General features: G+C 47.0%; 16 protein-coding genes. 6 read left to right on the plus strand and 10 right to left on the minus strand.

The genetic code is table 11. From position 1 onward, the window contains the following. Window positions 1-145 precede the first annotated feature (145 nt). Window positions 146-661: a superoxide dismutase family protein gene (sodC, locus tag ACF8OV_RS02995; RefSeq protein WP_005462859.1), complete on the plus strand. Its 516-nt coding sequence runs from the start codon at window positions 146-148 to the stop codon at window positions 659-661. 27 nt (window positions 662-688) lie between these two features. Here the strand turns inward: sodC and ACF8OV_RS03000 are convergent, their stop codons facing one another. The 4 genes from ACF8OV_RS03000 to ACF8OV_RS03015 form a co-directional block, all read right to left on the minus strand. Further along, the gene (locus ACF8OV_RS03000) at window positions 689-2062 is read right to left on the minus strand and encodes a sensor histidine kinase KdpD (protein ID WP_140116992.1); all 1374 of its coding nucleotides are present in this window, start codon (window positions 2060-2062) and stop codon (window positions 689-691) included. Window positions 2063-2086: 24 nt separating this feature from the next. Further along, complete coding sequence (locus ACF8OV_RS03005) at window positions 2087-2818, minus strand: response regulator transcription factor (RefSeq protein WP_180944614.1); 732 nt, start codon at window positions 2816-2818, stop codon at window positions 2087-2089. 188 nt (window positions 2819-3006) lie between these two features. Continuing rightward, window positions 3007-3702, minus strand: coding sequence for a spondin domain-containing protein (locus ACF8OV_RS03010; RefSeq protein WP_025537055.1), 696 nt, complete (start codon window positions 3700-3702; stop codon window positions 3007-3009). 9 nt (window positions 3703-3711) lie between these two features. Beyond that, window positions 3712-4395, minus strand: coding sequence for a spondin domain-containing protein (locus ACF8OV_RS03015; protein ID WP_005462849.1), 684 nt, complete (start codon window positions 4393-4395; stop codon window positions 3712-3714). A gap of 220 nt (window positions 4396-4615) precedes the next feature. On the opposite strand from ACF8OV_RS03015, the gene ACF8OV_RS03020 reads away from it, so the two are divergent. The 3 genes from ACF8OV_RS03020 to ACF8OV_RS03030 all read left to right on the plus strand — a co-directional run bounded on the left by ACF8OV_RS03020 (window position 4616) and on the right by ACF8OV_RS03030 (window position 6472). Then, window positions 4616-5089: a hypothetical protein gene (locus ACF8OV_RS03020; RefSeq protein ID WP_023584533.1), complete on the plus strand. Its 474-nt coding sequence runs from the start codon at window positions 4616-4618 to the stop codon at window positions 5087-5089. A gap of 77 nt (window positions 5090-5166) precedes the next feature. Then, window positions 5167-6096, plus strand: coding sequence for a LysR family transcriptional regulator (locus tag ACF8OV_RS03025; protein WP_025631041.1), 930 nt, complete (start codon window positions 5167-5169; stop codon window positions 6094-6096). Continuing rightward, a complete protein-coding gene (locus ACF8OV_RS03030) occupies window positions 6089-6472 on the plus strand; it encodes a VOC family protein (protein WP_021452955.1) in 384 nt (127 codons plus the stop codon). Before ACF8OV_RS03025 ends, ACF8OV_RS03030 begins: the two co-directional genes overlap by 8 nt. 47 nt (window positions 6473-6519) lie before the next feature. Here ACF8OV_RS03030 and ACF8OV_RS03035 read toward each other — a convergent pair whose 3' ends face one another. From ACF8OV_RS03035 to ACF8OV_RS03060, 6 genes are all read right to left on the minus strand, one after another. After that, window positions 6520-7959 carry a PepSY domain-containing protein gene (locus tag ACF8OV_RS03035; RefSeq protein ID WP_229611109.1) on the minus strand — a complete coding sequence of 480 codons (1440 nt, stop codon included), beginning with the start codon at window positions 7957-7959 and terminating at the stop codon, window positions 6520-6522. A gap of 149 nt (window positions 7960-8108) precedes the next feature. Continuing rightward, entirely contained in the window at window positions 8109-8468 is a 360-nt protein-coding gene (locus ACF8OV_RS03040; RefSeq protein ID WP_071936908.1) for a hypothetical protein, read from the minus strand. Window positions 8469-8631: 163 nt separating this feature from the next. Then, a complete protein-coding gene (locus ACF8OV_RS03045) occupies window positions 8632-9021 on the minus strand; it encodes a cytochrome b562 (RefSeq protein ID WP_023584529.1) in 390 nt (129 codons plus the stop codon). 153 nt (window positions 9022-9174) lie between these two features. Continuing rightward, window positions 9175-9927: a phosphatase gene (locus ACF8OV_RS03050; protein WP_031822829.1), complete on the minus strand. Its 753-nt coding sequence runs from the start codon at window positions 9925-9927 to the stop codon at window positions 9175-9177. Window positions 9928-10066: 139 nt separating this feature from the next. Beyond that, window positions 10067-10519: an SRPBCC domain-containing protein gene (locus tag ACF8OV_RS03055; protein WP_005462830.1), complete on the minus strand. Its 453-nt coding sequence runs from the start codon at window positions 10517-10519 to the stop codon at window positions 10067-10069. Between the two features lie 100 nt (window positions 10520-10619). Next, entirely contained in the window at window positions 10620-11546 is a 927-nt protein-coding gene (locus ACF8OV_RS03060) for a DMT family transporter (RefSeq protein WP_317676236.1), read from the minus strand. Window positions 11547-11658: 112 nt separating this feature from the next. Here ACF8OV_RS03060 and ACF8OV_RS03065 point away from each other — a divergent pair, with 112 nt between their 5' ends. After that, window positions 11659-12549: a LysR substrate-binding domain-containing protein gene (locus tag ACF8OV_RS03065; protein ID WP_317676235.1), complete on the plus strand. Its 891-nt coding sequence runs from the start codon at window positions 11659-11661 to the stop codon at window positions 12547-12549. A gap of 87 nt (window positions 12550-12636) precedes the next feature. Next, window positions 12637-13674: a trypsin-like serine protease gene (locus tag ACF8OV_RS03070; RefSeq protein WP_140122297.1), complete on the plus strand. Its 1038-nt coding sequence runs from the start codon at window positions 12637-12639 to the stop codon at window positions 13672-13674. Window positions 13675-13704: the final 30 nt, after the last annotated feature.

The following is a 13704-nucleotide window of genomic DNA, read 5'->3' on the forward strand; positions in this document are numbered from 1 at the left end:
TGATGTTTAAATGAACAGTTAATTTTTAGACCATATATAGCGAGATCTAAAGTAGTTCAAACAAATGTACGGTCTAACTCTTAGCTGCGAGAACAAACCACTTGGATATACGCTCAAATGAATACTTTATAAAGAAGGAAATCGCATGTTAAAAGGATTGCTGTGCATCTCAGCGGCGGCTGCTTTCGTGATGACACCAAACGCGTTGGCCCAATCAATCACCATGACCGATTTGGGTACTAACCAAGCCGTCGGTACGGTGGAATTATCAGAGAGTGACTACGGAATTGTATTCACGCCAAATCTTTCAGGAATTCCAGCCGGACTACATGGCTTTCACGTCCACGCTAACCCATCCTGTGACAGTGCAGAAAAGGACGGTAAAACCGTAGTAGGTGGCGGTGCGGGCGGCCATTACGACCCAGACAATACTGGCCAACATGGTTTTCCATGGACCGATGGCAACCATCTTGGCGATCTGCCAGCGTTGTACGCCGACATGGAAGGAAACGCCAACCAACCGGTTTTAGCTCCGCGCCTCAAAATGTCTGATTTAAAAGGCAGAGCCTTGATGATTCATGCTGGTGGGGACAATCACTCGGATCAACCAGCCAAATTAGGTGGCGGCGGTGCACGCATTGTGTGTGGCGTGATCGATTAAATCATGATCTGTCTGATTCACACTTCCTCATGCGGCAGGAAGTGTGAATCGTTGTGTAAACCGATGCGATGTCACATCGGTTTCAAGATGACTGTGATGCAGCATTAAAATGGACTGGACAATTTTAGTACCAATGCCTAGCGCGCCAGCTTGCGCATCCAGCTCTATTTGGTTGGAAAAAGTAAAACGAACTTGAGATGTATTATCGCCCCGTTTTACATCGCAACTCACGGTCGCATCCGACGGACTATGCCGAAGTGCATTTTCCAATAAATTCAATATCAATCGTTCTAATAACCCCTTATCACCTATCACTTGGATTGGCTCATCTACGGTAATGTTCAACGTCACGCCTTTACGTTGAAACTGACTTTGCATGGTTTCGGCGCATTCTGCCATTAGTTGGCTAATATCAATCGGAAGATACTCATAGCTCGGTAGCGGAGCTTCTTGTTTCGCCACATCCAACAGAGCGTGCAATTGCTGGGAGAGTTTTTCACTGTTGCGAAACGCCACTTCAATGAGCGGATCGGGGTCAGGATGCTGCAAACGCCAAGTTTCCAAATACCCAAGCACACTCGAAAGCGGCGTTTTTAAATCGTGGCTCAATTGCAAAAGACTTTGGCGGCGATGAGAGGATTGATATTCAAGTTGTAAAAATTGCTGCTGGATGTGTTTTGCCATCAATTGATACGAACGAGCAATCGGCACTAGCTCCGGCACTTGATGTGCAAAATCGGGTTGTAGGCGAAAGTCGTGTTCGGCTTGTTTTTGCAGTTGATCGGTCACACGTTCAATCGGGTTTAACAAGCTGCGCTTAACCAAGAAATATGAGCCAAAAGCGAAACCTAAAATCGAAATAAGCACTAAACCCGCAAGCGCCAAGTACGGCGAATCCACTTGAGCATTGGCAATGGCCGTATGACGAGAACTCCCGATCACCACATACAAATAACCAATGGTTGAGCCAAGCTCCTCTATCGCTGCGACAGAAAAGACTTTATGTTCATCACGATTACGCGGGTCATCGCCTAGAATCGGGAAAGGTTCTCCACTGAGAAACTGACGAATAGGAGCCAGATTCACCGCTCCCATCAATTCCGTCCCTTCTGGCGCAGCGTGCGTAGTAATGTTGCCTTGGCTATCAAGAAAATAGATTTCGAAATCAGGCCCTATCAACATGAGGGTGTGGAAAATCGACTTGAGCGCTTTGGGATTGTAGTCCGTACCAATCATGAGCGGATTGTCATCCCGCATGTGACTGGCTAGATCTTGATGCAAGCTTTGCTTGGTACGAAGCTCAATGGTCTCTTTTTGCCAATTGTAAGTCAGCGCAATGGCCGCCATCGCCAAACAAAACCAAACCGTGGTGAATACCACCAAACGAGATTTGAAGCTCATCCTATCGCCTCCTCACACCGCCCATTATTGGCGCGGCTGAAATTTGTACCCAACACCCCAAACCGTTTGAATAAAATGATGCTCTGAGTCCGACAACGACAGCTTGCTGCGCAAGCGATTAATGGTGCTACAAACCGTGTGATGGTACCCAGCATGATTGGTGTTCCAGACATGATCCAACAGCTCGTCCTTACTGTAGACTCGACCGGGACGCGTGGCGAGAAACTGTAGCAAGGTAAATTCGGTTGCCGTCAGCGCGACGTCTTTATCGTTGAGCGAAACCTGATGCAATTGGGGAATGATCTTCAAGTCACCAAAGTTAAGTGCCCCATCTTCTGCTTTTTCTGGAGTCGGCTTTTCAGCGACTTGATTAACGCGCCGAAGTACATTTCTCACCCGAGCTTGAAACTCTAAAACACTAAACGGCTTTGTAATGTAATCATCGACGTCAGCTTCCAACCCATCCACTTTATCCATCTCACCGTCTCTTGCGGTCAACACCAAAACCGGCGTCCAATCTTGCTGCTGGCGCAAGTGATGGCAGATATCTAAACCATCACCATCGGGTAAACCTCTGTCGAGGATCACCAAATCAAACGACTGCTGCTGATAAGCATTTCTGCCCGCTGCAACGCTGGATTCTCGACTGACTTGATGCCCCTGAAACTTGAGATGCATTTGAACCAGTTCGGCCAAGTCATCATCATCTTCAATCAACAATATGTTCGCCACCACGTTGGTTGTGTGCCGTTCCATAATCCTTTCCTTGTCTGGGAGACGCCTCATTCTGCAAATGACCGGAACGGAGCCGTATTTCTTTCAACAAGGTCAGCTTTCAACAAGGTCAGATTCCCACAAGGTCAAAAAGTGCTCTGGTGGTGGAATGAGGGATAAAAGCATGAACAAACACTTTTAGGAAAGGATCCGCCACCAGAGCAGGTGAGTTATTCAACGCGCGTGATCGTGACCTTCGCTCCAGGATTTAGAAAACGATGGTTTGCCGACAAGGTTGAATCCGCCAGTCCATCATCATGGCTGATGACCCCAGCGTGAAACGCGACCGCATCATTCATATCATTTCGGGTTGAGTTAAACCCTTCTCCGCCACCCGCAGGGCCGGGAATCGTAGCCGCCAATTCGTCATTAAGCTCTGTGCCAGAATCCCACACGTTCATGTTCATCTCGTAACTCTCACCCACTGCGAGTGACTTGAGCGATAATCCCGTTTCGCCAACAAAGGCATCATTAGTGTTCACGAGCATCGAAGCCAGCGACAAATAACCATAACGATGAGGATTGACTGTGATGGTGACTTCGTCCGATGAGCCCGGCAGCAGCAAACCGTTACCAGAGACACCTTGGTAGACGTTGTCGTCACTGTTCATCAGAGCAATCAGCTCGGCATTGCTGCCACCCTCGGCTAAGTGTTCTAACTCAACCGACGCACTTTGACCAATTTCGAATAGCTGAAAATTGCTATTGTGAGTCAGCACTGCCAATGGAGACATCGGCTGATTCGCCGTTAAGTTCTCGACAGACACCGTATATCGGTATGACTTCGCGACATCATTATCGTCATCATTCGGACAACCAGCAAGCACTCCGACAGAGGCCGCTACCAGTAAGATTTTGTATTTCATACCTCCTCCTTACTTCACAACAATTGTGATGGTTGCGACTGGGTTTAACCAACGATGATGACTGCTATCGAGATCACTCTTGCCACCAGCCGGATCGCTGTCACCCAAATTACCCGGATGAATGTGAACCTTGTCGTTGCTCACCGCCGTTTCTACACCAGTACCACCGCTACCGAAGGTAATAAAAGGAGGATTAGGAATACTGGACGCTAACTCATCGTTCGCTTCAGTGCCCGCGTCGTAACTGTTCAAGGTTGCTTTATAAGTGCCCGCTTCGGTTGGAATTTTCCAACTATCTAAGCCGACAAAACCATCATTGGTTGGCAATAACATCGCGCTAAGTGAGAGGTAACCGTGATCGCCACTATCCAAAGTAAACGTAGTCGCAGCGCCCGGATTGAGAATACCGCCCGCAGGGTTTTCTACGACTGCGCCGCCTGCGTTGCCAATCACGGTCGATAATCCAGAAATATCCCCACCTTCAGCCATCGCTTCAAGCTCTGCTGTGGCGGATTCTCCGACTTTAAACATGTGCAGATCTGAGCCATGCGCCGCGACGATAAGCGGTGTAAAGTAAATGCCTTTGGTTGCGTTGGTAACCGTAATTTCTAGTTCCGCCGCTTGAGCTGATGCCGCGCCAACCGCCAGAGCAACAGACGTCATGACAAGACTAAGTTGGGTACGTTTTTTCATTGTGAATCCATCCTTTTATGAGAGTGAAACCCAAGCCCTTGAACATCGTCTTTTGTTGGCTTGAGCAGCATTGCTTTCGAACGTTTGTCATTCTTGTCTTTAAGCATGACGAGCAAATATCTCGGTAACTTCATCGAATTCTCATAAAATTCTCACAACTTCTTATCTCTTTCATTCCGTTATAAAATAGCGCCCATCCGTTCCCCAAACGCACATTAAAATGCTCAACAATTTACTTGCTGCATACTATGGAGAAATCTACGGTATTGCCTTTTTCAGTCACTATCTCAACAACTACAAACAGGCAGAGCAACGCGCGCTTTGGCAAACTTTAGTCGACGTGGAAAAACTGACCGCTGAAAAACTCAAACCTGTTTTGCAAGCACATGGACTGGAGATAGAAAACCGTCATCAAGAAATGATGGAAAAAGGTCTTTCCGATGCAGAAAAGTGGATCGATTTACCTTGGTCAGAGCTGGTTTCCACGCTACTCAATTGGGTTGAGCCGTACGAAGTGACATACCGAGAATGGCAAACACTCGCGATAGAGAAGAATTCAAACGCTGTCAATTTTCAAACTGCATTTGATTTAGTCGCAGAACATGAAACCGCTATTTATCAATGTTGGCAGCGTTATCATGCTAACGAGTCTGGGTTGCCGATTCTTCACGCCTTTTTGGCAAAATATCGTTAAAGCGAGACTGGCACACTTGCACCTCGTAAAGCCCTGCCAGACAATACTTTTAATACGCCGCGTAGAACGGAATCTTTATGGTTAATCCAAAACTCATTGCTCTACTGCCCGATTTGGCCTCCTTTATTTTGGTGGTCAACGAAGGCAGTTTTACTGCCGCAGCCAAACAGCTTGGCGTTACCCCATCTGCGTTAAGCAAACTGATCACCCGTTTGGAGCAAGCCCTCAACGTGAAGTTGTTTGAACGCACCACGCGCAAGCTGATCATTACTCAAGCAGGGCAAAAAGTGTATGACCAAAGCATTGCGATGGTTAATGCCGCGCAGCAAGCCGTTGAGCTCTCTGCGGAAGAACATGCCGAACCAACTGGCGCGCTCACGGTAGCGGCACCAGAGGCGTTTTTAAACTCGGTCTTGCAACCGTTCGTGCTGCCTTTTTTGCAACGTTATCCAAAAATTCAGCTCAAGCTGCGCGCTGCCGACGGGGAAATCGACCTGTTTCATCAGGGCATTGATGTTGCCTTTAAACTCACCGATAAACCGGATGAAAACTTGGTGCTCAAAGAGATAAGCAAAACCAATCTGGTTTTGTGTGCCTCACCAGACTACCTCGCACAAAGAGGCATGCCAGAACATCCGACGCAACTTGAACAGCACGACTGTATTTACCTAGCAGAAAACGACAAAGACAACATTTGGTCGTTTTTTAAAGAAGAGGCGTTTCATTCCATTGCGGTCAGTGGTCGGTATGCGGTCAACCATTCGCAAATGCGCCTAAATGGCGTCAAAGCAGGTTTAGGGATTGGCATCTTCCACGATTTCGTGGTGAAAGAGGCATTAGAGCGCGGAGAAGTGGTCGAAGTGTTGTCCGATTGGATGATCAAAAGTAACTACCACGGTGCGGTCGCCATGCAGTACGCACAAACCAAATACATGCCTGCGCGTCTGCGTGTATTTCTCGACTTTGTAAACGAACATCTCGTGTCTAAGGAACCCAACCATGTTTAATGCGATTCATCACGTCGCTATCATTTGCAGTGATTACCCAACATCAAAGCATTTTTACACCGAAGTGCTAGGGCTAAAAATCATCGCAGAAAACTATCGTGAAACGAGAGATTCCTACAAACTCGACCTTGCGTTGCCGGACGGAAGTCAAATCGAGCTGTTCAGCTTTCCCGGCGCACCGGAGCGACCAAGCTTTCCGGAGGCGCAAGGCTTGCGACATTTGGCGTTTCAAGTCGACAACGTTGAAGAAGTAAAAACGTACCTCGAGTCCAAACACATCGCTGTTGAACCCATTCGCATTGATGAGTTTACGGGAAAAGCATTTACGTTCTTCCAAGATCCCGATGGCTTACCATTGGAGCTTTATCAGAAGTAAAAAGAGCCAGCAATTCGCTGGCTCTTGTTTTATACCAATACGACACCTTAGTTCAGTGCTGCTTTTAGCTTCTCGACACGGTTGAACACCACCCAGTCCAACAGCAAAACGCTCACAATGGCTAAACCGCCCATCGGGAACGCGGCACAAATGGCAACCAATGTGGCTAACCCCAATTTCCACACTCCGTCATGTTGAAATTGTGGCGGCGCGCCAAGCGATGCGCTGCGACTTGGTCGACGTAACCACCACATCACCACTCCGGAAATAGCAATCAGAATAAATGCCAGACAGAACAGCACATTCAACGCCTTGTTGATGATGCTTACGTCTCCTTGGTGAAGTGAGACACCCGCAGCCATTAACTTGGCAAACCAGCTGTAATCCTGCCAAGTCACATCCACCAGCAAACGACCTGAGTATTGGTCAAAATGGCTGGTTCGATCTTGTCTTGGGTCAGAGATGTCCCCTCCCATTGAGTTGGCGGCAACGGTGTAAACACCGTCATCTGAACGAGGCAAGAATACTTTGTAGCTGGTAAAGCCCATCATTTCTGCTTTAAGAATAATGTCGTCAATCGATAACGCGCGAAGGCTCCCCGTGTAAGACGCCCCCCTTTCCATGTTCGCGTGATCATGGGCGGGTTTATCTTTCGATTCAGGTACGGCAGCAAGCTCTAAGTTCCAAGGCATTTCTTCTGACGAACCGTGGTTAAGATCCTTATTCGTCAATGTCGACTCTGGCTTTTCACCCCAAGTGTAATAGGTCGGAAACGTGTTCCAAGCTTGAACCATCTTTGCCCCCCAAATTCCAGCCCAAGACAAACCAGAAATCAGAAAAAACAGTAAAACGAGGGACAACACGCCACCTAAATTAGCGTGCACATCGCGCAATAAAATACGAGAACCTTGGGCAGTACGGATTTTCAAAAAGCCCGCTCGACTGGCGTTGTGACGAGGAAGCCAGAGATACAAGCCCGACACCAAAAGTAAAATACCTAAGCTGGCTGATATTTCGATTAAACGATCGCCAAGCTCACCAATTAGCAAGGTGCCATGAATGTTATTCATCAGCTCATAAACGCTGTCTGAGCGATCAATGGTGCCTTGAACCTCGCCCGTGTATGGATTGACTGCAGCAACGAGCGAACGTCCATCTTCCGCTTTAATTGAAAACCGGTTGGCAAGATGCGCTGTTTTGGCAGGCACAAACTGGGTAACGCTGAAATCAGGATAGGCTTGCTTAACCGACTCTAACTGGATGGACACTGGTACCTTGTGCTCTTGCGGCACCACTTTTAGCGTAGCCTCATAGCGAGCCAGTTCAATCTCATCATCAAACAGCATCACCAGTCCGGTGACGGACAGCATGAGCATAAATGGGATAACGAATAATCCTGCGTAGAAATGCCATCGCCACGTCATAAAGTAGATGGATTTTGCGCGCGACGCTTCCTTGAGTTGAGGCTTTGTTGAGTTTCTCAACATGTTAATTTCCTTTTCATTTTTGCACGCCAAAAACGCAGACCAAATGCTTCCCCCACATGCTTTTCTATGCGGTGAAATTTGGACAGGTTTGGGAGTGCGACTGCTTGAATGAGCAGTGTATGTGTGACTTTACTTATTGTTTTTATGGATTATGAAAAAGAAACCACAGGCGGCGCGCGCGGAACTGGCGTTTCAAATCGTACACTTAGAGCCAAAAAAGTGTAGCGTTCAGAAATTACCGAGCTCAGTCGTGAAAGTATCGGTGTAGTTGGAAGTGAATCTTGGTGGAAAGTGGAAAAGTGACTAAATGGACACGGCTTGCCCTTGTGCGTCACCGAGCTGTCGCCCTCTTCTATCTGAACCAGCTCGAAACCGTTTAGCGTACAAAGCGTCGCCCACACGCCCATGCTGTTACCATGAGCATTGATAACAGGCATCAGTGTCACGAGCACCCAACTTAAGGCGCTAGCGAATAACATGGAGCGATAAAAAGGAATTAATCTACGCATAACGGTGACTTAACAAATTTCACACAGAGTAGCCAATTCTGAGTTTCAGCTCAAAAAGAGGATCAATAAGTGATTACTACCTCACAATCATTATGTTGACAGAGACAAAAAAGCCCGCAAATTTGCGGGCTTTCTTTCAATCATTCATGCACGTAAGCGCTGCTTAACCAAACAGCTTGCTCCAAATGCTTGGATTACGCTTGTCGTGGTACTCTTCACGAAGGCTATCGATCTCACGCAGTTGCGCTTTTGCTTCTGTCAAATTACCTGCATCCAGATCCGCTTCGATTTTGTCTAGCGTTACCGACAGCTTGTTGAAACCTTCTAGGTAAGTATCAAACTTTTCTGGTGGGTAATTACCACGTTTTGACTGTTCTACAATGGCTTGCAAGCTATCAATCGCTGATTTCATGGTTTCCACATCAGACGCTTCTGCGGCCTGTTTGAATTCCATCTTCATCTGCTTCATGTTTTGCTTCAAATCAACCGCTTCTGCCATCGCGTATGTTGAGCCCAACGCAATCGCACACCCTAGAACTAAAGGACGTAACATTTTCACTTCTCCATTTTAGTGCCGAATTCTGTGTCGGCTTCGTTTACCCAAATAACTCGCCACGCTAATGCGCATTGTAGGAATATTCGGGTATTTAAGAGGGGCAGTGTAAAGCAATCTTACCTAGGGTGCATACCTAAAATGTAATCAAGTTTATGCGTTGCGAATCTCGTCATACTCTGCGATTGGCAAGCGGCCACGCAGTTCAAGAAATGACAAAAACTGTTTAGCAGAGTGAGTAATCACTTTGTTGCTATCAATATCAAGGTTGTCCATCAGCTCACTGACAAGATCCAGATTGCCCACATCATGACAAAAGTGTGCATCGCTTCCCGTAGTAAAATACACATCTAACGCTTTGCCGATTTGCGCAATTTCATGACAACGATCCACACTGCCAACGCGGCTGTTGCCTTTGAGCGTGGTGTTATTGATTTCTATCGCTACATTGTGCTCTCTAGCGCACTTCAGCACTTGTTCAAAATCGAAATCGAAGTTCGGGTTACCCAAATGCCCTAACGCATCAACGCGACCGCTTTTGATGACGTTTATCAGCGCTTCAGTGTGTGCTTCTTTATTGGCAGGTGGAAAAACGGGCTCGTGGAAACTGGCAATAACCCAATCCAAATTGCGATCGACGCTTGGCGGAATATCAATTTCGCCTTCAATGTTAAGTATGTTGGATTCCACTCCGCGAACGATGGCAACACCTTCAAGAAAACGAGGCAGAATTTTTTGGTTGGAGAAAAACCAGTAGTGAGGCGCACCCGGCATCGACTCCGCATGGTCCGTCGTGCAAAACATGGTTAACCCGTTCTCTTTTGCCGACTTTGCGTTTTCAATCAACGTACTATACGCATGACCACTCGCGTAAGTATGCGTGTGGGTATCAACCTTAAATTCCATCATCCAGTCTCTTGAGTGCTCAAATTTGCGGGTATTGTATACCCTCGTGCGGTCAAGATGTAGCGAACACCGAAAATGCGGCGGTGAACGCTCTCTTACTCAGCCTAGAAATGGAAAAAGTGCGTCTCGATATTTAGTGCTATTGCGAGTCCGTTTCCTCACAAATACTTTTAATCAATGGCAACGCTTTTTCCCACCCATTGTTGAACATCGATACAAAGTCACTGTGAGTGTGAATGGTGATGTTGAGCAACAAGCGTTCGTCTTCTGTGTCGATCTGATAGATCTCACGAGATCCAATCCACTTGGCGGCGATATCAGCGTCCAACTGTTGCCTATTGTCGGGGTTAAAGATGGCAACATGATGAAACTCTAGCCGATGCAGTGGCTGTACAGAATCAATCACTGCGCGAGTACCGCCCATATCCGGATCAAAAAAGGTGATGTCGCTGCCCTCTTCCCATTCCCCTTCGAATTGAGATTGAGGTGAAAATGCCTGCGCCCAACGCTTGTAAAGCTCAGCATCCGTCAGCACTCTCCATACGCGCTGCGGAGTCGCGGTTATTTCTACGTAATAGTTTAATGTAAGCATGTTTTCTCTCCCTGAACCTTCATTGACGCTAGTTTATTCTCAGGAAAAATCAAATTTGCTTGCGTTTTAAATGCTTATCTCAACTAACTTTTACGAGGCACTAAGATGTTCTCGTTTGTAACGCCTTGCTTTGGTGATGCTTGACCAATACATCCCAGCACCCATTCAATACCGTCGCGAGCACAATTAAGCCCATGCCCGCGATTTGAGTGCGGCTCATTACATCAGCGAAAAAAAGTGATTGCCAAACGGCCGTAAACAACAAGTTGGTAAAAATCAGTGGTGCGAGTTGAGAGCCGCTACTGGCCAGTTGATAGGCTTTTGCACGAAACACTTGAGTATTGATGATCAACATCGACATGACTAATAGCCACAGCACACTAGGCTCAACGGATAGTGAGAATGAATGAGCCCCCAACAGTCCAGAGCCATCGTTGATAAGCACCAAAGGCAGAATAAATAACGCGGCAAAGCTAAACGCCCAGAAGTTGATCTCTAGCGGTGACATATTACTTTTGCTGACTTTATACAGCGTCAATTGTGAGCCGGAGTTAAACAGACCGCCAGCCAAACCAAGCAGTAAGTCGTATCGCAAAGTAAATTCGCCTTCCGTTCCAGCCAACAACACCACACCACTAAACGCCATCACAATACCAAAAACGGTGGACGTACGAATTTTTCCATGCCAGACAAGCTTCTCAATCACAGGCATAAACAACGGGCCTGTAGCAAAAAGGACCACACTTTCGACCAGCGTTAACGTTTGAAGAGATGCAATAAAACACAATTGAGACAGACCAATACAAAGTGCGCGAAGCAAAGTGGGCTTCAGCTCGGTCGATTTCGGCAGTTTGATGCCTTTCGGGATCAGAACTAAGAGCAAGATAAGCGCAGGTAGGAAAAATCGCAGAAAGCTGAACATGGTTACCGAAAGCGCCTCAGACAGCTGCTTTGCTAGCAAGCCCGTAACAGATAAGCTTAATGTAGACATCAACATAAATACGATGGGTTTGTGAACGTGATTCATTAGATACTCCTTAATTCTCGGAGCATTTTATGAAAAGTGACTTTATAGAAATAGCGAGTAATATTAACCACTATTGTAAGTAAAACTTACACATTGAAAACAGGTTCGTTCCATGCGCAAATTAGTACCATTAAAATCCATCTACGCGTTTGTGGCGGTGGCGGAATCAGGCAGTATGACGGAAGCCGCCCAGCTTCTGAGCGTTAGCCACTCGGCGATCAGCCAAGCGATTAAATCTCTCGAAAGCCAAGTAAACAAACCGCTTTTTGACCGAATTGGACGCCATGTGTACCTCAATACGGAAGGCAAAAAATACTACCGCAAAGTCGCGCCAGCGTTAGAACAAATCGTCGATGCAACCGAAGCACTGATGCACGATCAAAACTCTCAACGCATTACGCTAAACATGGTGAATTCTTTGGCACTGCATTGGTGGATCCCACGTATGCCATGCCTTCAAGCCTATGCGCCCCAACTTGATGTGCGCCTATCTAACCTTTCTGGACGGTTCAATTTGGAACAAGAAGGCGTTGATGCTGCGTTGGTGCATGGCAAACCTGAAGAGTGGCAAGACTACTATTGCGAAAAGCTCAGTGAAGACGAACTGGTATTAGTGTGCAGCCCTGATCTCATCGACCACAGCAATCCAGTTAACCTTTCTGACATCTTAAAGACGTATCCGCTCATTGAGGTCACGAATGAGCGCAGAAAACACGATTGGCAAGTCTGGTCAGACGCGATAGGAGTCGCTCGTCCAAAAAACAAAAAGCCGATCACTTTTAATATGTCGATTCAAGCGGTACAGGCAACCACGCGTCGTTTGGGTGTGTTGGTGACTCACCGTTTGTTTGTGAAAGACGACATCAAGTACGGTCAACTGATCGAACTTGGTGAGCCTGTGATCAATCCTAATCAGCAACTTTATTTTGTGTGCCCACCGCATAAGCTCAAGCAAGAAAGCTTTCACCTATTGCGCTCGTGGTTAAAACAAGAATTTGCGTAACTGAGCCTGTTACTCAATACGTTGACTTGAGCTTGGTGAACTCTCGGCTAAAGTAAATAGAGTGCGAAAAAACTCAAGGATGAGGCTATGCGATTGTTTCATAGAGTAGTGATTGGGGCTTGTCTCGTTGTACCAGCAGTGGGTAATGCCAGTGGCGGGTCGGAGCTTGACGAGCAAGGCATTTCAACCGCGATTATTGGAGGCCAGCAAGCGTCTCAAAATCAGCTCCCCTTCTTTGCTCGGCTAATTTTACACAAAACGGGCGACCGACAATTCGCGAATATTTGTGGTGGTTCTATCGTTAATGATCGTTTCATATTAACGGCAGCCCACTGCGTAGAATCCTCGGTTTTTACTGACGGTTGGACAGCGAATGACCTCCGTGTTCTGGTAAAAAATCCAACCATGAACGATGTTTATGTCGAAGAGTTCAAAGACGTTCGCACTATTACAATTCACCCCAACTATGATCCTAATGACCTATGGATTAACGACTTGGCGGTATTGGAGTTAACCCGGCCAATTACCGATAACGTTCAGTCCATCACTCTGCCTCAAGATTTTGGCGATTACAGCGGCGAATCGGTTTATCAAATCTTTGGATTGGGACAAACGTCCACGACCGACACCAGTGGCCCGAACTATCTACGATGGGCGGAGGTTCAACCGCTTTCTGATGCCCAATGTGCCTCTCTCGTTGTAGGGTATAACGATCAAGAAAACATTTGTGCAAATGGCTTTCCAGACCGTAGCTATACCGGAATATGTAGTGGGGACTCTGGCGGCCCACTCACCTATCAAGACAGCAACGGTATGTATCAGCAAATCGGGATTGTGAGCTACGGCTCATCCATTTGTGAGTCGGCAGCCATTCCGAGCGTCTTCACAGAGATTCTGAATTACACCTCGTGGATAGAGGCAAGAACCAGTTCTGGGGTCAAAACCGTTTATAACGCGAGCTTAGCAGCCTTAGAGGATTACCATAGCGAAGGTGATTCTGGCTTTGATCCAGAAGACACTAATGTTTCAGGATTTAGCGACAACGGCAGCGGCGGTGCAATAGGTGCAGGGATGTTGTTCTTTGGAGGATTGTTAGGGTGGCTGCGACGCAGAAAAACGACGTAACGTTTCTCTTTACTAGATAAAAATAAACGC

This window comes from Vibrio sp. GLN_1 (assembly GCF_043106015.1).
GTDB lineage: Bacteria > Pseudomonadota > Gammaproteobacteria > Enterobacterales > Vibrionaceae > Vibrio > Vibrio parahaemolyticus.

What these genes read in the sequence shown, in the direction of transcription:
- ACF8OV_RS03035 (WP_229611109.1), bottom strand. Translation starts at nt 7,959, where the DNA reads ATGTTGAGAAACTCAACAAAGCCTCAACTCAAGGAAGCGTCGCGCGCA.
- ACF8OV_RS03050 (WP_031822829.1), bottom strand. Translation starts at nt 9,927, where the DNA reads ATGGAATTTAAGGTTGATACCCACACGCATACTTACGCGAGTGGTCAT.
- ACF8OV_RS03020 (WP_023584533.1), top strand. Translation starts at nt 4,616, where the DNA reads ATGCTCAACAATTTACTTGCTGCATACTATGGAGAAATCTACGGTATT.
- ACF8OV_RS03045 (WP_023584529.1), bottom strand. Translation starts at nt 9,021, where the DNA reads ATGTTACGTCCTTTAGTTCTAGGGTGTGCGATTGCGTTGGGCTCAACA.
- ACF8OV_RS03000 (WP_140116992.1), bottom strand. Translation starts at nt 2,062, where the DNA reads ATGAGCTTCAAATCTCGTTTGGTGGTATTCACCACGGTTTGGTTTTGT.
- ACF8OV_RS03055 (WP_005462830.1), bottom strand. Translation starts at nt 10,519, where the DNA reads ATGCTTACATTAAACTATTACGTAGAAATAACCGCGACTCCGCAGCGC.
- ACF8OV_RS03070 (WP_140122297.1), top strand. Translation starts at nt 12,637, where the DNA reads ATGCGATTGTTTCATAGAGTAGTGATTGGGGCTTGTCTCGTTGTACCA.
- ACF8OV_RS03065 (WP_317676235.1), top strand. Translation starts at nt 11,659, where the DNA reads ATGCGCAAATTAGTACCATTAAAATCCATCTACGCGTTTGTGGCGGTG.
- sodC (WP_005462859.1), top strand. Translation starts at nt 146, where the DNA reads ATGTTAAAAGGATTGCTGTGCATCTCAGCGGCGGCTGCTTTCGTGATG.
- ACF8OV_RS03010 (WP_025537055.1), bottom strand. Translation starts at nt 3,702, where the DNA reads ATGAAATACAAAATCTTACTGGTAGCGGCCTCTGTCGGAGTGCTTGCT.
- ACF8OV_RS03060 (WP_317676236.1), bottom strand. Translation starts at nt 11,546, where the DNA reads ATGAATCACGTTCACAAACCCATCGTATTTATGTTGATGTCTACATTA.
- ACF8OV_RS03025 (WP_025631041.1), top strand. Translation starts at nt 5,167, where the DNA reads ATGGTTAATCCAAAACTCATTGCTCTACTGCCCGATTTGGCCTCCTTT.
- ACF8OV_RS03040 (WP_071936908.1), bottom strand. Translation starts at nt 8,468, where the DNA reads ATGCGTAGATTAATTCCTTTTTATCGCTCCATGTTATTCGCTAGCGCC.
- ACF8OV_RS03030 (WP_021452955.1), top strand. Translation starts at nt 6,089, where the DNA reads ATGTTTAATGCGATTCATCACGTCGCTATCATTTGCAGTGATTACCCA.
- ACF8OV_RS03015 (WP_005462849.1), bottom strand. Translation starts at nt 4,395, where the DNA reads ATGAAAAAACGTACCCAACTTAGTCTTGTCATGACGTCTGTTGCTCTG.
- ACF8OV_RS03005 (WP_180944614.1), bottom strand. Translation starts at nt 2,818, where the DNA reads ATGGAACGGCACACAACCAACGTGGTGGCGAACATATTGTTGATTGAA.